15 protein-coding genes are annotated in these 19536 nt (G+C 72.0%); 4 read left to right on the forward strand and 11 right to left on the reverse strand.

Features of this window, described 5'->3' with window-relative positions:
• Nucleotides 1-31: 31 nt before the first annotated feature.
• Complete coding sequence (locus C1708_RS09730; RefSeq protein ID WP_106412280.1) at nucleotides 32-871, reverse strand: SDR family NAD(P)-dependent oxidoreductase; 840 nt, start codon at nucleotides 869-871, stop codon at nucleotides 32-34.
• 289 nt (nucleotides 872-1160) lie between these two features.
• On the opposite strand from C1708_RS09730, the gene hpnR reads away from it, so the two are divergent.
• On the forward strand, nucleotides 1161-2660 hold the full coding sequence (gene hpnR, locus C1708_RS09735) for a hopanoid C-3 methylase HpnR (protein WP_106412281.1): 1500 nt from the start codon (nucleotides 1161-1163) through the stop codon (nucleotides 2658-2660).
• Between the two features lie 159 nt (nucleotides 2661-2819).
• The gene (locus tag C1708_RS09740) at nucleotides 2820-3422 is read left to right on the forward strand and encodes a YceI family protein (protein WP_106412282.1); all 603 of its coding nucleotides are present in this window, start codon (nucleotides 2820-2822) and stop codon (nucleotides 3420-3422) included.
• A 170-nt stretch (nucleotides 3423-3592) separates the two neighbouring features.
• Here the strand turns inward: C1708_RS09740 and C1708_RS09745 are convergent, their stop codons facing one another.
• The 7 genes from C1708_RS09745 to C1708_RS09770 form a co-directional block, all read right to left on the reverse strand.
• Nucleotides 3593-4948, reverse strand: coding sequence for a hypothetical protein (locus C1708_RS09745; RefSeq protein ID WP_106412283.1), 1356 nt, complete (start codon nucleotides 4946-4948; stop codon nucleotides 3593-3595).
• A gap of 112 nt (nucleotides 4949-5060) precedes the next feature.
• Entirely contained in the window at nucleotides 5061-6662 is a 1602-nt protein-coding gene (gene cimA / locus C1708_RS09750) for a citramalate synthase (protein ID WP_106412284.1), read from the reverse strand.
• 702 nt (nucleotides 6663-7364) lie between these two features.
• Nucleotides 7365-8453 carry a branched-chain amino acid aminotransferase gene (locus C1708_RS09755; protein WP_106412285.1) on the reverse strand — a complete coding sequence of 363 codons (1089 nt, stop codon included), beginning with the start codon at nucleotides 8451-8453 and terminating at the stop codon, nucleotides 7365-7367.
• A 251-nt stretch (nucleotides 8454-8704) separates the two neighbouring features.
• On the reverse strand, nucleotides 8705-9748 hold the full coding sequence (locus C1708_RS09760; RefSeq protein ID WP_106412286.1) for a 3-isopropylmalate dehydrogenase: 1044 nt from the start codon (nucleotides 9746-9748) through the stop codon (nucleotides 8705-8707).
• An 89-nt stretch (nucleotides 9749-9837) separates the two neighbouring features.
• A complete protein-coding gene (locus tag C1708_RS35635; RefSeq protein ID WP_274543349.1) occupies nucleotides 9838-9966 on the reverse strand; it encodes a hypothetical protein in 129 nt (42 codons plus the stop codon).
• A gap of 324 nt (nucleotides 9967-10290) precedes the next feature.
• A complete protein-coding gene (pruA, locus tag C1708_RS09765; RefSeq protein ID WP_106412287.1) occupies nucleotides 10291-11922 on the reverse strand; it encodes an L-glutamate gamma-semialdehyde dehydrogenase in 1632 nt (543 codons plus the stop codon).
• A 34-nt stretch (nucleotides 11923-11956) separates the two neighbouring features.
• Nucleotides 11957-12883 carry a proline dehydrogenase family protein gene (locus C1708_RS09770; protein ID WP_106412288.1) on the reverse strand — a complete coding sequence of 309 codons (927 nt, stop codon included), beginning with the start codon at nucleotides 12881-12883 and terminating at the stop codon, nucleotides 11957-11959.
• Nucleotides 12884-13021: 138 nt separating this feature from the next.
• Between C1708_RS09770 and C1708_RS09775 the strand changes: the two genes are divergently transcribed.
• A complete protein-coding gene (locus C1708_RS09775; protein ID WP_198602441.1) occupies nucleotides 13022-14260 on the forward strand; it encodes a PucR family transcriptional regulator in 1239 nt (412 codons plus the stop codon).
• On the opposite strand, the gene C1708_RS09780 is transcribed toward C1708_RS09775, so the two are convergent.
• Nucleotides 14241-14867 carry a TetR/AcrR family transcriptional regulator gene (locus C1708_RS09780; protein ID WP_106412290.1) on the reverse strand — a complete coding sequence of 209 codons (627 nt, stop codon included), beginning with the start codon at nucleotides 14865-14867 and terminating at the stop codon, nucleotides 14241-14243. The two genes, C1708_RS09775 and C1708_RS09780, sit on opposite strands and share 20 nt — an antisense overlap.
• Before the next feature lie 85 nt (nucleotides 14868-14952).
• On the opposite strand from C1708_RS09780, the gene C1708_RS09785 reads away from it, so the two are divergent.
• On the forward strand, nucleotides 14953-16500 hold the full coding sequence (locus C1708_RS09785) for an MFS transporter (RefSeq protein ID WP_198602442.1): 1548 nt from the start codon (nucleotides 14953-14955) through the stop codon (nucleotides 16498-16500).
• 52 nt (nucleotides 16501-16552) lie between these two features.
• On the opposite strand, the gene serA is transcribed toward C1708_RS09785, so the two are convergent.
• On the reverse strand, nucleotides 16553-18154 hold the full coding sequence (serA, locus tag C1708_RS09790; RefSeq protein WP_106412292.1) for a phosphoglycerate dehydrogenase: 1602 nt from the start codon (nucleotides 18152-18154) through the stop codon (nucleotides 16553-16555).
• Nucleotides 18155-18420: 266 nt separating this feature from the next.
• Nucleotides 18421-19419 carry a ketol-acid reductoisomerase gene (ilvC, locus tag C1708_RS09795; protein ID WP_106412293.1) on the reverse strand — a complete coding sequence of 333 codons (999 nt, stop codon included), beginning with the start codon at nucleotides 19417-19419 and terminating at the stop codon, nucleotides 18421-18423.
• Between the last annotated feature and the right edge of the window lie 117 nt (nucleotides 19420-19536).

Below are 19536 nucleotides of genomic sequence, written 5' to 3' on the forward strand. Positions count from 1 at the left end.
CCTACCCGCGCGGGCGGGGACGCACACGGCCTCAGCCGAAGCGGTCGAGGAGCCGGCGGTAGAGGCCGGGGGTGAGGGCGCGGACGCGCGGCGGGAGGGTCAGCCAGGACGGGATGTAGGTGTCGTCGCGGGCCTCGCCGACCGCGTCCCACACGGCGGCCGCGACCCGGCCGGGCGAGGTGGGGCGCGGGTGGGAGCGGTGGTAGGGGCGGCCTCGGCGGGCGAAGAAGCCGGTCTCGACGGGGCCGGGCACCACCAGGGTGACGCCGACGCCGGTGCCGCGCAGCTCCTGCCGGAGCGCCTCGGCGAACGCGGCCAGTCCGGCCTTGGCGGCGGAGTACACCGCCTCCTCGCGGACGCCCACCGCGCCGGCCACCGACCCGACGAGCACCACCCGGCCGCTCCCGGCCGCCACCATCGCGGGCAGCACCTCGCGGACCAGGTGCAGGGTGGCGTTGAGGTCGAGGAAGAGCACCCGGTCGATGTCGGTGTGCGGCATGGTCAGGAAGGGGCCCGCCCAGCCGATGCCCGCCCCGGCGATCAGCAGGTCGATCCGTCCGGCCTCCCGCAGCGCGGCCTCGGCCAGCATCTTCGCCCCGTCCGGTGCGGCGAGGTCGGCGGGCAGCAGGACCGCGGACGTGCCGGACGCGGTCTCCTCGAGCCGGCGCCGGTCGCGTCCGCTGAGCAGCAGGTGCCATCCGCCGGCGGCGAAGCGGCGGGCGGTGGCCGCGCCGATGCCCGAGGACGCGCCGGTGACGAGGGCGACGCGCCGGTCGGTGCGGGGCGGGGTCCGGCCGAGTGCCGCGGCCGCGGCGGAGGCGGCGGGGTCCGCCGGGGGGTCGTAGGTGGAATCGGAGCCGGTGGTGGTCACGAGTCGGTCTCCCATGCGCTGTCGCTGCGGGCCTCGCCATCCAGGACACCCCCGGCCCGGGGGGCCGCGCCAGCGCAGCGGCCCGTTCGCGGCGGCCCCGGCGGGGCCCGCCCGCGGGTTCCGCCGCCCGTGACCCGTGCGGTCGCGGGGCCGCTCCCGCCGCGCGGCGGGGCCACTCCTGCGTGCCGCCGGATGGGCCATGCGGGCGTATGGACCGTACGCGCCCGGACGCGCCGGGTTACGAAAGGGACGTTCCGCCCCTTCCCCGGCACAGTGACGAGGTCCCCTGATGCGCCTGCTGCTCGTCCACCCCAGCGCCCTGATGTACTCCGAGATCTTCCTCCGGCTCGAACCCCTGGGCCTGGAGCGGGTGGCCGGCGCCGCCCGCGAGGCGGGTCACGAGGTCCGGGTGGTCGATCTCCAGGTGCTGAGCGTGCGGCGGCTGCGCGACGAGGTGCGGTCGTTCCGCCCGGAGGCGCTCGGCATCTCCCTGAACTACCTGGCGAACGTTCCCGAGGCGATCCGGCTGGCCGAGCGGGTGAAGGAGGAGCTGCCGGAGTGCTTCGTGTTCCTCGGCGGCCACAGCGTCTCGTTCGTCGCCCAGGAGGTCATCGAGCAGGCGAAGGGCGCCGTGGACGCCGTGGTGCGGGGCGAGGGCGAGCCCGCCGTCGGACCGCTGCTCGAGGCGGTGCGGGACGGCGGGGTGGACGGGGTGCCGGGTGTCGTCACGGCGTCGGGGCGCGGCCCCGCCCCGCTGATGCTGCACGGCATCGACGAGCCGCTGCCGGCCCGGGACCTGACGCGCGGCCGGCGCCGCTACTTCATCGGCGAACTGGACCCGTGCGCGTCGGTCGAGTTCACCCGGGGCTGCCCCTGGGACTGCTCGTTCTGCTCCGCCTGGACGTTCTACGGCCGCAGCTACCGCAAGGCGTCCCCGGAGGCGGCGGCGGACGACCTCGCGGCGATCCGCGAGCCGAACGTGTTCATCGTCGACGACGTGGCGTTCATCCGGCCCGAGCACGGCGACGCCATCGCGGCGGAGGTCGAGCGGCGCCGGATCCGCAAGCGGTACTACCTGGAGACCCGCTCGGACGTGCTGCTGCGCCACCCGGAGGTGTTCGAGCGCTGGGCGCGGCTGGGGCTGCGGTACATGTTCCTCGGCATGGAGGCGATCGACGCCGAGGGGCTCGACCTGTACCGCAAGCGGGTCAGCCCGGACGAGAACCTGAAGGCGCTGGAGACGGCCCGGCGGATGGGCATCAAGGTCGCCGTCAACCTGATCGTGGACCCGGCCTGGGACGAGGAACGCTTCCGGGTGGTGCGGGAGTTCGCGATGGCCGTGCCGGAGATCGTGCACTTCACGGTGATGACGCCGTACCCGGGCACGGAGATCTGGCACACCGAGTCGCGCCGGCTCACCACCCGCGACTACCGGCTGTTCGACATCCAGCACGCGGTGGTGCCCACCACGCTGCCGCTGGACCGCTTCTACGAGGAGCTGGTGCGCACCCAGGCGGTCATCAACCGCAAGCACCTGGGGCTGCGCACGGCGTTCGGGGCGGCGCGGGTGCTGGCCCGGAACCTGGCGCACGGGCAGACGAACTTCGCCCGCATGCTGTGGAAGTTCAACCAGGTGTACGACCCGCGCCGGCAGCTCGCCGACCACGCGCGTCCGGTGCGTCACGAGCTGCCGCTCCCCCAGCGGCTCGACGTGGGCGACCGGCGCGCGCTGTACGTCCACACCCGCGGCGCGACCCAGGGCGCACCGGCCCGTCGGCTGCCCGGCTAGGTCCGGCCCGGGTCCGGTCGGTCCTCCCTTTTCGTCCGGGCGAACGGATCGCGACAGCTTCCTGAAAAATGTTGAAGATTGAAGGGAATGGGTCTACGGTGGGCCGTGCAAGCTAGTTGAACCTTCAACTGAATCTTCCCGTCCCCCAGGAGGAACACCATGGGTCTCTTCGGCCGCAAGGACGACGACAAGGGCGCCACCGGCTCCGCGGTGAGCCCGGACCTGGCAGCGCTGACCGGCGACTACACGCTCGACCCCGCGCACACCACGATCGGCTTCGTCGCGCGCCACGCGATGGTCACCAACGTCAAGGGCCACTTCTCGGAGTTCTCCGGCGAGCTGCACCTCGACGGCACGGACCCGAGCAGGTCGACGGCCTCGATCGACGTGGTGATGAACAGCATCGACACGGGCAACGCCGACCGCGACGGTCACCTGAGGAGCGCGGACTTCTTCAGGACCGACGAGTTCCCGGACATGACCTTCCGCTCCACCAAGGCGGAGGCCCTGGGCGGTGACGACTACCGCATCACCGGCGACCTGACCATCCTCGGCACCACCAGGCCGATCACCATCGACCTGGAGTTCAACGGCGCCGCGAAGGACCCGTTCGGCAACGAGCGCGTCGGCTTCGAGGGCAGGGCCGAGATCCTCCGCTCCGAGTGGGATCTGACCTGGAACGCGGCCCTGGAGACGGGTGGCGTGCTGGTCTCCGACAAGATCAAGCTGAACTTCGACATCTCGGCGATCCGCAAGGCCTGACGCCCCGCCGCATCCGAGCGCGCCCGCTCCCCCGGTACCGGAGGGCGGGCGCTCGTCATGTGCCTGGAAAGCGCGTGGGGACGCATGTGCCCGAAAAGCGCACGGACGCGCGCGGCTTCGTGTGCCCCGGGCGGTACGTGTCCCGGCCCCCGGTCGCGCGCCGCCGTCGGTCAGAAGCCTCCGCCGAAGTCGCCGCCGCCGCCGAACCCGCCGCCCCCGCCGAAGTCGCCGCCTCCGCCGAACCCGCCGCCGAAGTCACCGGCGTCGAAGTCCGCGCCGGAGACGTCGCCGCCCTGGTAGCCGCCGAAGTCGCCGTACCCGGCGCCGTACCCGGCCGCGTAGCCGGGGCCGGCCATCATGCCGCCGAGCATGGTGCCGACCAGCAGGCCGGGCAGCAGGCCGCCGCCGAAGTACCCGCCGGCCCAGGGGCCGTACGCCGGGCCGGCCTCCCAGTAGGGACGGCGGCCGTACTCGGTGTCGACCTCGCGGACCGCGGGATCGCGCCCGTCGGCCAGGCGGGCCCGGTCGGCCGCGCACACCGGCACCTCACGCTCCGTCCCGCCGGGCGGGGTCCACCGGGCGTCGGCGACGGAGGGGCCGTGGCGCGGGTCGAAGAAGCACGGCGGGCGGCGCTCCGGCACCGGCCTGCCCTCCCGGCGGGCGGCCAGCGACGCGAGCGCGAACCGGCCGTCCTCCACGGCCTGGGTCACCGCCCGGACGTCCTCCGGTTTGCGGGCCGCCGCCATGTACGCCTTGGACTTCTCGTAGGCGTCCAGCGCGCGCTCGTAGTCCGCGCGCATCGCGTCGTCCGCCCCGGGCTCGCCCGGGTGGAAGTCGAGGCGGTCCAGTTCCTCGCCGAACGCGGTGATGTCCTCGTCCACCACGACCCGCAGCTTCTCCAGCGCGGCCGTCTGCTCCTCCTCGTGGCGGCGCCTGCGGCGGCGGGACACCGCGTACGCGCCCGCGCCGCCGGCCGCCACCAGGGCGCCGACCGTGATCAGCCCGCCGACGGGCACCTCACCGGAACCGTCGCTCCAGGAGTTCGGCCCGCCGCCGCCGATGTTGCGCAGGGCGCTGTCGACGAAGTCGTTGAGCTGGGCCTTGGCGTCCCCGGCGCCCTGCACGGACCCGACCAGGTTGGCCACGCCCTGCCGGCTGAGCACACTGCTGTCGGCGCGGGCGTCGAAGCGGTCGCCGAGCCGGACGCCGTACAGGCCGGTGACGCCCGTCTCGGTGCGCAGGTCGCGGAAGAGGTTCTGGGTGGGGAAGTCGGCCGGGAGGACGGCGACGAAGACGGGTTTGTCGGCGTCCTCGATCTTGTCGGCGAGGGCCTCGGCGTCGGACTCCGACAGGATGTCCCGGGCCTCGGGATCGACGTAGACGGGGCTCTCGCGCAGCTTCTCGGCGACGACGGAGACGTCCGTGGCCGCCTGCGCCCCCGGCGCACCGGCCATCAGGACCGCCAGTGCGGCGGCCACCGGCACGATCAACAGACGGACAAGGGTGCGCATCAGTGCGACCTTCATATGTTCGACGCTACCCGAATACGTCGCGAAACGGACATCCGGACCGGTGGGCATTCCTTCTGCCCTCCGGTCCGGACGTCTCAGGCCGCGGGATCCGCCGCGCCGGGCCGGGTCAGGCGGGCTCCACCCCGGCGCGCAGCAGGCCGTAGGCGTAGGCGTCCTCGAGCGCCTGCCAGGAGGCGGCGATGACGTTGTCCGCGACGCCCACCGTCGACCACTCCCCCGCTCCGTCGGAGGTGGAGATCAGCACGCGGGTCGTGGACTGGGTGCCGTGCTTGCCCTCCAGGATGCGCACCTTGTAGTCGACCAGCTCCAGCTTGGCGAGCTGCGGGTAGATCGTCTCCAGGGCGACCCGCAGGGCGCGGTCGAGGGCGTTGACCGGGCCGTTGCCCTCGGCGGTGGCGACGATGCGCTCGCCCTTCGCCCACAGTTTCACGGTGGCTTCGTTGGCGTGGGTGCCGTCGGGGCGGTCCTCGACGATCGCGCGCCAGGACTCGACCTCGAAGTACGTCAGCGGCCCGCCCTCGGCCTCGGCGCGCAGCAGCAGCTCGAAGGAGGCGTCGGCGGCCTCGTAGGTGTAGCCCTTGAGCTCGCGCTCCTTGACCCGCTCCACGACCCGGCCGACCAGTTCGCGGTCGTCGCCGAGGTCGATGCCGAGTTCCTTGCCCTTGAGCTCGATCGAGGCGCGGCCGGCCATGTCGGAGACCAGCATGCGCATGGTGTTGCCGACCTGCTCGGGGTCGATGTGCTGGTACAGGTCCGGGTCGACCTTGATCGCGGAGGCGTGCAGTCCGGCCTTGTGCGCGAAGGCGGAGACCCCGACGTAGGGCTGGTGGGTGGAGGGGGTGAGGTTGACGACCTCGGCGATGGCGTGGGAGATGCGGGTCATCTCGCGCAGCCGGCCGTCCGGGAGCACCTTCTTGCCGTACTTCAGCTCCAGCGCGGCGACCACCGGGAACAGGTTGGCGTTGCCGACCCGCTCGCCGTAGCCGTTGGCGGTGCACTGCACGTGGGTGGCGCCCGCGTCGACGGCGGCGAGGGTGTTGGCGACCGCGCAGCCGGTGTCGTCCTGGGCGTGGATGCCGAGACGGGCGCCGGTGTCGGCGAGCACGGTGGCGACCACGGCCTGGATCTGCGCGGGGAGCATGCCGCCGTTGGTGTCGCACAGGACGACGACGTCGGCGCCGGCCTCGGCGGCCGCGCGGACCACGGCCTTGGCGTACGCGGGGTCGGCGCGGTAGCCGTCGAAGAAGTGCTCGCAGTCGACGAAGACGCGGCGGCCCTGGGAGCGGAGGTGGGAGACGGTGTCGCGGACCATCTCCAGGTTCTCGTCGAGGGTGGTGCGCAGGGCGAGCTCGACGTGCCGGTCGTGGGACTTGGCGACCAGCGTGATCACCTGCGCGCCGGAGTCGAGGAGCGCCTTGACCTGGGGGTCCTGGTCGGCGGTGGTGCCGGCGCGGCGGGTGGCGCCGAAGGCGACCAGCTGGGCGTGGCGGAACTCGATCTCCTGCCGGGCCCGGGCGAAGAACTCGGTGTCCCGCGGGTTCGCGCCGGGCCAGCCGCCCTCGATGAAGCCCACGCCGAACTCGTCCAGGTGCCGTGCGATGGCCAGCTTGTCGGCGACCGTGAGGTTGATGCCCTCGCGCTGGGCGCCGTCGCGCAGGGTGGTGTCGAAGACGTGGAACGAGTCGTCGGGCTCGCTGGTTGCGGTCATGGTCTGAAGGCTCCTGTACTGGATCTCGGTCTACCGGAATGACCGGTTCCACCGTTCCCCCATGGTCCCTCGCGCCCGGTTCCCGGCTGCGGGTGGGCCGAGAAACAGAAAAACCCCTCGCGGGTGCGAGAGGTCTGCGCGCGGGTCGAGGACGACGGTGTCCGCCCGTACGGTGTCGTACGTGCGGTCACTGCGGACCGGCGCGCCTGCTGCCAATAATCGTGGCGAACGAGAGCACGGGGGGATTTTGACACACACCGCCCTCCCGCTCACCGCCCGTCTCAGGATGCGGGCGGCCGGCGTGGCGCGATGAGACGCGGCCCGATGCTTTCCGGGCGGGGCCCGGGCGCCCGCGAGCATCGTCTCGTCGAGCGACTTCCGTGCGTGGGCCGGGGCCCGGGGCCGGCCGGCGCCGCGCGGGCCGATCGCGACGTGGACGGCCGGACCGTCGAGCAGGGCGCGCAGCCGGACGGCGTGACGGCCGGCGTCCGCGGGTCGGGTCCCGCCCCGGCGGCCCGAAGCGGGGCCGGCGGCGGGATCCCGGACAGGGCCGGGGCGGGACCCGGCCCCGGCCGTGACCGGGGACAAGGGCGGCGCGGTCCCGGGGCGGGGCCGGAAGGAGGGCAGCCCCGCGGCGGGCCGGGGCGCGGCCCCGAGGGGGACGGGAGGGGGGCCGGGGCGACGGCCCTGGCCCCCCTTCCGTCAGGTCAGCTTGTGCATCCAGCCGTGCTTGTCCTCCACCGTGCCGCGCTGGATGTCGAGAAGGGCCCGGCGGAGGCGGAGGGTGACCTCGCCCGGTTCGCCGCCGCTCTGCTGCCACTCGCCGCTCGCCCGCTTCACCGTGCCGACGGGCGTGATGACGGCGGCCGTGCCGCAGGCGAAGACCTCGGTGAGGGTGCCGTTCTCCGCGTCGCGCTGCCACTGCTCGACCGAGACGCGCTCCTCGACCGCCTCGTATCCGAGGTCGCGGGCGACGGCCAGCAGGGAGTCACGGGTGACGCCCTCCAGGATGGACCCGGTGAGGGTCGGCGTGACGATCTTGTTCCCGTACACGAAGTACAGGTTCATGCCGCCCAGTTCCTCGACCCACGTGTGCTCGACGGCGTCGAGGTAGCAGACCTGGTCGCAGCCCTTGGCGGCCGCCTCGGCCTGCGCGAGCAGGGAGGCCGCGTAGTTGCCGCCGGTCTTGGCGTCGCCCATGCCGCCGGGGACGGCCCGGACGCGGTCCTCGGAGACCCAGATGGAGACCGGCTTCACGCCGCCCGGGAAGTAGGCGCCGGCCGGGGAGGCGATCACCAGGAACAGGTACTCGTTGGCGGGCTTCACGCCCAGCCCGACCTCGGTCGCGATCATGAAGGGGCGCAGGTAGAGGGACTCCTCGCCGCCGTGCGCCGGCACCCACGCCTGGTCCTGGGCGACCAGGGCGTCGCACGCCTCGATGAACGTCTCGACCGGAAGCTCCGGCATGGCGAGACGGCGGGCGGACCGCTGGAACCGCTCGGCGTTCTTCTCGGGGCGGAACGTGGCGACGGACCCGTCGGGCTGCCGGTAGGCCTTGAGACCCTCGAAGATCTCCTGCGCGTAGTGCAGCACCGTGGTCGCCGGGTCGAGGGGGATCGGCGCGTACGGGACGAGCTGGCCGTCGTGCCAGCCGCGGCCCTCGGTCCACTTGATCGTCACCATGTGGTCGGTGAAGTGGCGGCCGAAGCCGGGGCCGGCCAGGATCGCTTCGCGTTCCGCGTCGGAGAGGGGGTGGGCCGAGGGCTTGAGCTCGATCGTGGGCGTCGTCATGAGTGCTTGTCCTTCACCGGTTGTAGTGACGGGCCGCGCACACGCCCGTACGGCCCGTGGCCAGTACTAGGACGTCCGAGCATTCCCTCAATCCGCGGCTCCGCGTTCGATTATCGCCCGGCGGAGGCGGCGGAAGAAACAGGGTGAATGCGGCCCGGTGGTCGTTGACGGCACCCGGCGGGAGAACGCGTCGAAGCCGCCGGGTGCGGATGCGACCCGGCGGCTTCGAGTGTGTCGAGGTGGGCGCCGGGTCAGCCGGCTACGCGTGCGGCGAGGGCGTCGCCGATCTGCGAGGTGCTGCGGGCGGGCAGGCCGCCGCGCTCCGCGAGGTCGGCGGAGACGGCGTCCTCGATGCGGGCGGCCTCGGCGTCGTGGCCGAGGTGGCGCAGCAGGAGGGCGACGGACAGGACCGTGGCGGTGGGGTCCGCCTTGCCCTGGCCGGCGATGTCCGGGGCCGAGCCGTGCACGGGCTCGAACATGGACGGGTACTCACGGCTCGGGTTGATGTTGCCGGAGGCCGCGACGCCGATGCCGCCGGAGACGGCCGCGGCGAGGTCGGTGATGATGTCGCCGAAGAGGTTGTCGGTGACGATCACGTCGAAACGGCCGGGGTCGGTGACCAGGTAGATGGTCGCGGCGTCGACGTGGACGTAGTCGGTGGTGACGTCCGGGTACTCCTCGGCCACCTTGGTGAAGACGTTCGTCCACAGGTGGCCGGCGAAGGTCAGCACGTTGTTCTTGTGGACCAGCGTCAGCTTCTTGCGCGGACGGGCCTGCGCGCGGGCGAAGGCGTCGCGGACGACCCGCTCGACACCGAAGGCCGTGTTGACGGAGACCTCGGTGGCGACCTCGTGCGGGGTGCCCTTGCGGATGGTGCCGCCGTTGCCCGTGTAGGGGCCCTCGGTGCCCTCGCGGACGACCACGAAGTCGATCTCGGGCTGTCCGGCGAGCGGCGTGGCGACGCCCGGGAGGAGTTTGGACGGGCGCAGGTTGACGTGGTGGTCGAAGGCGAAGCGGAGCTTCAGCAGGAAGCCGCGCTCGAGGACTCCGGACGGGACGCCCGGGTCGCCGATGGCGCCGAGCAGGATCGCGTCGTGCCGCCGGAGCGCGTCGAGGTCGGCGTCGGTGAGGGTCTCACCGGTGGCGTGGTAGCGCCGGGCGCCGAAGTCGTACTCCTCGGTCTCCAGCTTCACATCCTGCGGGAGGACGGCGGAGAGGACCTTCAGGCCTTCGGCCACGACCTCCTGGCCGATGCCGTCACCGGGGATCACTGCGAGATCGATGCTGCGAGACATGCGGGCACCCTACTCCTCGTCCCACGGGATGACATGGGGCGTCCGGCATACGGACGCCTCGGGCGTGTCAGCGGCCGGCCGACGACGGCTCAGTGGCCGGTCGAGCCGCCGTTGTCCCGGCGGTCGAGGGCGCGCTGCAGCGCGGCGGCGGCGTTCCTGCGGTCGTTCTCGGCGCTGCGGGCGGAACGGCGGACGCGGCGGGCGGTCGTCTCGGGCATGACGGATCGACTCCTTCGAAGAGGCGCGCGGACTCGGAGACGCGCGGAGGGTGACGAGACGCCGGAAGGGGCGGGGAGTCGCGGCCGCAGGGGTCGCCTGCACGGGACCGGCTCACAACCGCCGTTCGCTGGATCGAGCGACGCGTTCGGCTCCTACAAAAGTAAGGGCGCGACAGGCGCCTGTCTGCACAATTACTTGGGCTTCCTACTATTTGAGACGGTGGAGTGGGTCACACCGCCCTGACCTGCGGTTCTTCCGCGTTCGGACACACGAACGGGCCAGGTCGGGGGGGGTGACCTGGCCCGTTCGCGTCCGGGAGGGCGTCAGCCCATGTGCGGGTACGTGTAGTCGGTCGGCGGGACCAGCGTCTCCTTGATGGCGCGGGTCAGCGTCCAGCGCATCAGGTTCTGCGGGGCGCCCGCCTTGTCGTTGGTGCCGGAGGCCCGGCCGCCGCCGAAGGGCTGCTGGCCGACCACGGCGCCGGTCGACTTGTCGTTGATGTAGAAGTTGCCGGCCGCGTAGCGCAGCTTCTCCATCGTGTACGCCGCCGCCGCGCGGTCGTTCGCGATGACCGAGCCGGTGAGGGCGTAGTCCGACACCGACTCCATCTGGGTCAGCATCTCGTCGTACTTCTCGTCCTCGTAGACGTGCACGGCGAGGATCGGGCCGAAGTACTCGGTGCGGAAGACCTCGTTCTCCGGGTCGGTGCACTCGATGACGGTCGGGCGGACGAAGTACCCGACCGAGTCGTCGTAGGTGCCGCCCGCGACGATCGTGCAGGCCGGGTCCTCCTTGGCGCGGTCGATGGCGGCCTTGTTCTTCGCGAAGGACCGCTCGTCGATGACGGCGCCGATGAAGTTCGACAGGTCGGTGACGTCACCCATCGGGATGCCGTCCACCTCGGCCGCGAACTCCTCCTTGAAGCCGGAGTTCCAGATCGAGGCCGGGATGTACGCGCGCGAGGTGGCCGAGCACTTCTGGCCCTGGTACTCGAACGCGCCGCGGGTCAGCGCGGTCTTCAGCACCGCGCGGTCCGCGCTCGGGTGGGCGACGACGAAGTCCTTGCCGCCGGTCTCGCCGACGAGGCGCGGGTAGGTGCGGTACTTCTCGATGTTCTGGCCAACCGTCTTCCACAGGTGCTGGAAGGTCTTGGTGGAGCCGGTGAAGTGGATGCCGGCCAGGTCGCGGTGGTTCAGGGCGACCTCGGAGACCTCCAGGCCGTCGCCGGTGACCAGGTTGATGACGCCCTTGGGCAGCCCGGCCTCCTCCAGCAACCGCATCAGCAGCACGGCGGCGTGGGTCTGCGTCGGGGACGGCTTCCACACCACGACGTTGCCCATCAGCGCGGGCGCGGTCGGCAGGTTGGCGGCGATGGCGCTGAAGTTGAAGGGCGTGATCGCGTAGACGAAGCCCTCCAGCGGCCGGTGGTCGAGACGGTTCCACACGCCCGGGGAGTTGGCCGGGGGCTGCTCGGCGAGGATGCCGCGCGCGTAGTGGACGTTGAAGCGCCAGAAGTCGACCAGCTCGCAGGGGCTGTCGATCTCGGCCTGCTGGGCGGTCTTGGACTGGCCGAGCATGGTGGAGGCGGCGATGGTCTCGCGCCAGGGGCCGGCCAGCAGCTCGGCGGCGCGCAGGATGATCGCCGCACGGTCGTCGAAGGACATCGCGCGCCAGGCGGGGGCGGCGGCGAGGGCCGCGTCGATGGCGTCCTGGGCGTCCTGCCGGGTGGCGTTGGCGTAGGTGCCGAGGCGGGCCTTGTGGTTGTGCGGCTGCACGACGTCGAAGCGCTCGCCGCCGCCCATCCGCTTCTCGCCGCCGATGGTGCAGGGCAGGTCGATCGGGTTGTCGGCCAGCTCCTTGAGCTTGGCCTCCAGGCGGGCCCGTTCGGGGCTTCCGGGGGCGTAGCCGTGCACCGGCTCGTTGACGGGGGCGGGGACCTGGGTCACAGCGTCCATGGGTTCCGTAACTCCTTATCTGAGCGGTGTGGTGTCAGCCCTTGGTGATCATGCTGCGGGCGAAGAACCGGAGGTTGGCCGGCTTCTCCGCCAGACGCCGCATGAAATAGCCGTACCAGTCGGTGCCGTAGGCCGTGTAGACGCGCATGCGGTGGCCCTCGGCGGCGAGCCGCAGGTGTTCGTCCCCGCGGATGCCGTAGAGCATCTGGAACTCGTACTCGTCGAGCTTGCGTCCGGCGGTGCGGGCCAGTTCCTGGGCGATGGCGATCAGGCGCGGGTCGTGGGACCCGATCATCGGGTAGCCCTCGCCCTCCATCAGCGTCCGCAGGATGCGCACGTACGCCTTGTCGATCTCGTGCTTCTGCTGGTAGGCGACCTCGGCGGGCTCCTTGTAGGCGCCCTTCACCAACCGTACGCGACTGCCCGCGGCGGCGAGCCGGCGCGCGTCCTCCTCGGTCCGGAAGAGGTAGGCCTGGATGACGCAGCCGGTCTGCGGGACGTCCTTCCGCAGCTCCTCGTGGATGGCGAACATCGAGTCGAGGGTGGTGTGGTCCTCCGCGTCCAGGGTGACCGTGGTGCCGATCTCGGCGGCGGCCTCGACGACCGGGCGGACGTTGGCGAGGGCCAGTTCGTGCCCGCCGGGCAGCGCCTGCCCGAACATCGACAGCTTCACCGACATCTCGGCGCGCGGGCCGAGCTCCAGCGGCTTCAGCCGGTCGATCAGCTCCAGGTAGGCGTCACGGGCGGCCTCGGCCTGCTCGGGAGTGGTGATGTCCTCGCCGACGACGTCCATGGTGAGTTCCAGGCCGTTGCCGGTGAGCTCCTGGACGATGGGCAGGACCTCGTCCACGGTCTCGCCGGGGATGAAGCGGTCGACGACCTGCTTGGTCACCGGGGCCGCCGAGATCAGGCGTCGCATCCGGTCGCTGCGCGACGCGGCGAGAATCACGGGACCCAGCACGGGGCACCTCCACAAGCTGCATGAGGCCGCCACCCGACCATTCGGGCACGGCACGGAGAACCACCGTGAAACCTAAGGATGACCCCGATCCTGGGCCATCGACAGACGTCACGCATCCCTGGGCGAGATCTCAGACAGATGTATGAAGGACTCCGGTTTCTGCGGCAGAATGCCCGGGTGACGCCGGAACACAGGGACGACTACCAGGAGCTGGTGGACGAGATCTCGGAGCTCCTCGGCGCTCCGGCGACCCTGGAGAACCGCGACTTCGAGCTGATCGCCTTCGGCGCGTACGACAGCGAGGGCGATCTGGACCCGTCCGCGCTGGACCCGGTGCGCGCCCGCTCGATCCTGACCCGGCGCTCCACACCGGCCGTCCGCGCCTGGTTCGAGGGCTTCGGCATCACCCGCGCGACCGGCCCGGTCCGCATCCCGCGCACCCCGGAGGCGGGCGTGCACCGGGGGCGCGTCTGCCTGCCGGTACGCCATCGGGGGGTGGCGCTCGGCTACGTCTGGCTGCTGGAGGACGAGCCCGGGCCCACGCCGGAGCAGCTCGACGCGGCCATGCGGGTCACGGCGCGGATCGGCGCGCTGCTCGCCGACGAGGCGCAGCACGGCGCGGACCTCACCCGTGAGCTGCGGGCGGTGCTGACGGCGGAGCGGGACTGGCAGCGGGACATGGCGGTCGCCGAGCTGCGCACCGCCCTCGGCAGCCGCGCGGAGGGGCCGCACACGGTGGTGTGCGTCGCCCCCTGGCCGTCGGCCGACCCCGACGACGCTCCCTCGGTCCGCACGGTGCCGGGCGCGACGGCGCTGTGCACGCTGCCCTGGGGGGCCGCGTCCGTGTCCCTCGCGCTGCTGCTGCGGCTGCGCTCCGCCGACGTACTGACGCCGGCGACGACCGCGGCCGGCCGGCTGCTGGAGCGGGCCCGGGACGGCGGTACGGCGGGCCGGACCGGCCGGCCCCCGGTGGCCGCGGGGATCGCCGCGTCCCGCACGGGCCTCGCCGACCTCGGCACGGCCTGGGACGAGGCGTCGGCGTCGGCGCGGGCGGCGCTGGCCGAGCCGCGCCTCGGACCGGTGGCCCACTGGGCGTCGATCGGCCCGTACCGCCTGCTGACCGCGCTGCCGCCCGGCGCCGCCCGCGACCCCGCCGTCGGTCCGCTGCTCTCCCCCGCGCACACGGAACTGGCCCGCACCGCCGAGGCGTACCTCGACCGCGCGGGCCAGGCCGGGCGCACGGCGGCGGAGCTGGGCATCCACCGCCAGACGCTGTACTACCGGCTGTCCCGGGTCGAGCGGCTCACCGGCCTCGACCTGGACGACGGCGAGGACCGCCTGCTGCTGCACATGGCGCTCAAGGCGCACCGTCTGTAGACGTGTCGCCGGCGGCCACCGCGGGCGCCCTGCCCGTGGCCGCCTCGACCACCTGGCGCAGGCCCGCGGTGAGCCGCTCGGCGTCGGGGGCGCTGCCGGGGTCGAAGGTCCACTGGGCGATGAGACCCGTCATCAGTGTCACGTAGAAGGCGCCCAAGGTGTCGGCGGTCTCGTCGGACACGTCCTCCTCCCGGCCGCCCATCAGCAGCGGCACCAGCCCGCGCCCCGCTTCCCGCTGGGCCGCGACCAGATGCTCGCGCACCTCGGGCAGCCGGTCGCCGAAGGCCAGCACCTCCATGCTGAGCCGCCACACCGAACCGGGGTCCTTCATGGTGGCGGTGATGTTCGCCCACACCCGCTCGAACCGCTCCAGTGAGCCCGGCGCGGCCTCGTCCACCGTCCCGTCGCCGTCGAAGGCGTCGCCCATGCCCTCCAGGAGGGAGATGTAGGCCTGCGCGAGCAGCGCGTCCTTGGAGCCGTAGTGGTAACCGATGGACGCGAGGTTGGTGCCGGACTCCTTGACGACGTCCCGCGCCGTCGTGCGCACGAACCCCTTGGCGAGCAGGCAGCGCTTGGCCCCCTCGAGCAGATCCTCACGGTGTCCCATGGCCGCAGCCTACCCCCGCTGCTCATACGGACGTATTATACAAGCGTTCTAGACAGACGTATAAGACGTGCGTACAGTCGGCGTCATGACACCGAACCCGAACCGGGCCGGCCGCCGTGAGTGGACCGCCCTCGTCGTGCTGATGCTTCCGCTGATGCTGGTCTCGATGGACGTCTCCGTGCTCTACTTCGCGGTCCCGGAGATCAGCGCGGACCTGCGTCCGAGCGGTACGCAGCAACTGTGGATCTTCGACATCTACGCCTTCGCCGTGGCCGGCCTCCTGATCACCATGGGCTCGGTGGGCGACCGGATCGGCCGTCGCAGGCTGCTGCTGATCGGCGCCGCCGCGTTCGGCGCCGCCTCCCTGGTGGCGGCGTACGCGCACAGCGCCGAGACCCTGATCGCGGCCCGCGCGCTGCTCGGCATCGGCGGCGCCACCCTGATGCCCTCCACGCTGGCCCTGCTCCGCTCGCTCTTCCTGGATCCCGCGCAGCGGGCGAAGGCGATCGCGATCTGGTCCGCCGTGATGACGGCGGGCGTGGCGCTCGGCTCGGTGCTGAGCGGTCTGCTGGTGGAGTTCTTCTGGTGGGGCTCGGTCTTCCTGGTGAACCTGCCGGCGATGGCCCTGCTGCTGGTCCTCGGCCCGCTCCTGCTGCCGGAGTCCAGGGACCCCGATCCGGGCCGCTTCGACTGGCCGAGCGTCCCGCTGTCCATGGCCGCCGTGCTGCCGGTCATCTACGGCCTGAAGGAGATCCCGTCCGAGGGCTGGAACACGCGGTACGTCGTGTCGGTCACCGTCGGCCTGCTCTTCGCGGCCCTGTTCGTGCACCGGCAGCGGACGGCCGCCTCCCCGATGATCTCCCCGGCCCTGTTCCGCGGTCGCGGCTTCGGCCCGGCCGCCGCCCTCAATCTGGTCACCATGTTCGGGATGATGGGCTCGGCGTTCTTCACCAGCCAGTACATCCAGTCGGTGCTCGACAAGAGCGCTCTGGAGGCGGCCCTGTGGGCCCTGCTGCCGTCGGTTCCCATCGGCTTCGCGGCCCCCTTCGCGACCCATCTGGTGCAGAGGGGCGTCAACCGCGCCCATGTGGTGACGGCGGGCTTCGCCACCGCCGCGTGCGGTTACGCGCTGCTGGCCTCCGTGGACACGGACGATCTGGTGCTCGTCCTGGTCGCCTGCGGTGTGCTCGCCATGGGCGTCACCGCGGTGATGTCCCAGATCATGGACCTCGCGCTGGGCGCCGCTCCGGTGGAACGGGCGGGCTCCGCCTCCTCCCTGATGGAGACCGGCACCGAGTTCGGCGGGGCGCTGGGCATGGCGTTCCTCGGCTCCATCGGCACCGCCGTGTACCGGGACGGGATGCCGGACTCCGCTCCGGCGGCGGCCCAGGAGACGCTGGGCGGCGCGCTCGCCGTCGCCGGGCGGCTTCCGGGGCAGGCGGGAGACGCCCTCGCGGCGGCGGCCCGGGAGGCCTTCACCCAGGGGATGAACGCGGCGGCGATCGCGGGCGCCGCGGTGTTCGCCGGAGCGTCGGTCCTGGCGGCGGTGACGCTGCGCCGGGTGCGGGTGCGTCCGGAAGTGCCCACGGAAAACGCCGGACAGGCTGACACGATCAGCCCGTCCGGCGTGTGAGGACGAGCCCGTTCCGGGCGGACGGGGCGCCGGGGGCGGAACCCCCGGACCCTCAGGCCAGGTTGACGGAGCGGGCGGAGGTGGCGCCGATCTCCTCGGCCAGTTCGCCCAGCACCGCGGTGGACACCGTGTCGTCGACGGTCAGCACGGCGAGCGCCTCGCCGCCGACCGTCGCACGGGCGACCTGCATGCCGGCGATGTTGATGCCCGCCTCGCCGAGGATGCGGCCGACGGTGCCGACGACACCCGGGCGGTCCTCGTAGCGCAGGACGACCATGTGGTCGGCGAGCGCGAGGTCGACGTCGTACTCGCCGACCGCGACGATCTTCTGGACGTGCTTGGGGCCGGCCAGCGTGCCGGAGACCGAGATCTCCTCGCCGTCCGCGAGGGTGCCGCGCACCGTGACCACGTTGCGGTGGTCGGCCGACTCCGAGCTGGTGGTCAGCCGCACCTCGACACCGCGCTCCTGGGCGAACAGCGGGGCGTTGACGTAGGAGACGGTCTCGTCGACGACGTCCTCGAAGACGCCCTTGAGGGCGGAGAGTTCCAGCACCTTCACGTCGTGCTGGGTGATCTCGCCGTACACCTCGACGTCGAGGCGGACCGCGACCTCGCCGGCCAGCGCGGTGAAGATCCGGCCGAGGCGCTCGGCGAGCGGCAGGCCCGGCTTGACGTCCTCGGCGATGACACCGCCCTGCACGTTCACCGCGTCGGGGACCAGTTCACCGGCGAGGGCGAGGCGCACCGAGCGGGCGACGGCGATGCCGGCCTTCTCCTGGGCCTCGTCGGTGGAGGCGCCGAGGTGCGGGGTGCAGACGACCTGGTCGAACTCGAAGAGCGGGGAGTCGGTGCACGGCTCCTTGGCGTACACGTCGAGGCCGGCGCCGGCGACGCGGCCCTCCTTGAGCGCCGAGTACAGCGCCTCCTCGTCGACGATGCCGCCGCGCGCGGCGTTGATGACGCGCACGGTCGGCTTGACCTTGCGCAGCGCCTCGTCGCCGATCAGGCCCAGCGTCTCGGGGGTCTTCGGCAGGTGGACGGTGATGAAGTCGGAGACCTCGAGCAGCTCGTCCAGCGACAGCACCTTGACGCCCATCTGCGCGGCGCGCGCGGGCTGGACGTAGGGGTCGTAGGCGACGACCTTCATGCCGAAGGCGGACATGCGCTGCGCGACGAGCGCGCCGATCCGCCCCAGACCCACGACGCCGAGGGTCTTCTCGGCGAGCTCGACGCCCGTGTACTTGCTCCGCTTCCACTCGCCGTTCTTGAGCGCGGCGTTGGCCTGCGGGATGTTGCGCGCGGTGGCGACGATCAGACCGCAGGCGAGCTCGGCGGCGGTGACGATGTTGGAGGTGGGGGCGTTGACGACCATCACGCCGGCCTTGGTGGCGGCGGAGACGTCGACGTTGTCGAGGCCGACGCCGGCTCGCGCGACGACCTTCAGCCTGTTCGCCGCGGCGATCGCCTCGGCGTCCACCTTGGTGGCCGAGCGGATCAGGATCGCGTCCACGTCGGCGATGGCGGAAAGCAGTTCGGCTCGGTCCGCGCCGTTGCAGTGCCGGATCTCGAAGTCCGGGCCGAGTGCGTCGACGGTGGCGGGCGACAGCTCTTCAGCGATGAGTACCGTAGCTTTTTGACCGGGGTACGAGCTCACGTGAGTCCTCACAAGTCCCAATGCGGACGGCCGTCCCGACGGCCGCAGGCGGTGAAGAAGTGCTAGCCGCGTGGAAGACGCACGACGCTGTGGGCCTGACGCGTATGTAGTGCAGCAGTGTAGTGGCGCCGGGGGCGTCGTCCTACGCGCTTCGGAAGGATCACCCGTCCGTGGCGGACGGGATGGACAACGCCGTACCACCGACGTTACCCCTGGTTCGCCCGAAGGGCCGGAGCGCGGCGCCCCGGCCCTTCGGAACGTGCGGCTCAGGCCTCCTCGTCGACCCAGCTCATCAGCTTGCGCAGCTGCTTGCCGGTGGTCTCCAGGAGGTGCTCGGAGTCCTGCTTCTTGTACTCGTCGTACTTCTTCAGGCCGCCGTGGTACTCGTCCATCCAGGTCTGGGCGAAGGTGCCGTCCTGGATCTCGGCGAGGACCTTCTTCATCTCGGCCTTGGTGGCGTCGGTGATGATCCGCGGGCCGGTGACGTAGTCGCCCCACTCGGCGGTCTCGGAGATCGACCAGCGCATCTTCTCCAGGCCGCCCTCGTACATGAGGTCCACGATCAGCTTCAGCTCGTGCAGGCACTCGAAGTAGGCGATCTCCGGCTGGTAACCGGCCTCGGTGAGCGTCTCGAAGCCCGCCTTCACCAGCGCGGCGGTGCCACCGCAGAGGACGGCCTGCTCACCGAACAGGTCGGTCTCGGTCTCCTCGGTGAAGGTGGTCTTGATGACGCCGGCCCGGGTGCCGCCGATGCCCTTGGCGTACGACAGGGCCAGCGCGAAGGCGTTGCCCGTGGCGTCCTGCTCGACGGCCGCGATGCAGGGGACGCCGCGGCCCTCCTCGTACTGACGGCGCACCAGGTGGCCCGGTCCCTTCGGGGCGACCATGCAGACGTCGACGCCGGCCGGGGGCTTGATGAAGCCGAAGCGGATGTTGAAGCCGTGGCCGAAGAACAGGGCGTCGCCGTCCTTCAGGTTCGGGGCGATGGACTCCTCGTAGACCTTGGACTGGATCGGGTCCGGGACGAGGATCATGATGACGTCGGCCTCGGCGGCGGCCTCGGACGGGGTCACCACGCGCAGGCCCTGCTCCTCGGCCTTGGCCTTGGACGTGGAGCCCTCGTGCAGACCGACGCGCACGTCGACGCCGGAGTCGCGCAGCGACAGGGCGTGGGCGTGGCCCTGGCTGCCGTACCCGATGACCGCGACCTTGCGGCCCTGGATGATGGACAGGTCGGCGTCGGCGTCGTAGAACAGCTCGGCCACTGGGTTCTCTCCTTGTGTGCAGGTGTCGCGTCCCACCGTATGACGGTGAGGGAGGGGGAAGGTTGGGGGTCTCGCGATACGGGCGGCCGGCCGTGTCCCGGCCGCCCGTTCTGTGTC

Source organism: Streptomyces sp. DH-12 (genome assembly GCF_002899455.1).
In the GTDB taxonomy this organism is placed as follows: domain Bacteria; phylum Actinomycetota; class Actinomycetes; order Streptomycetales; family Streptomycetaceae; genus Streptomyces.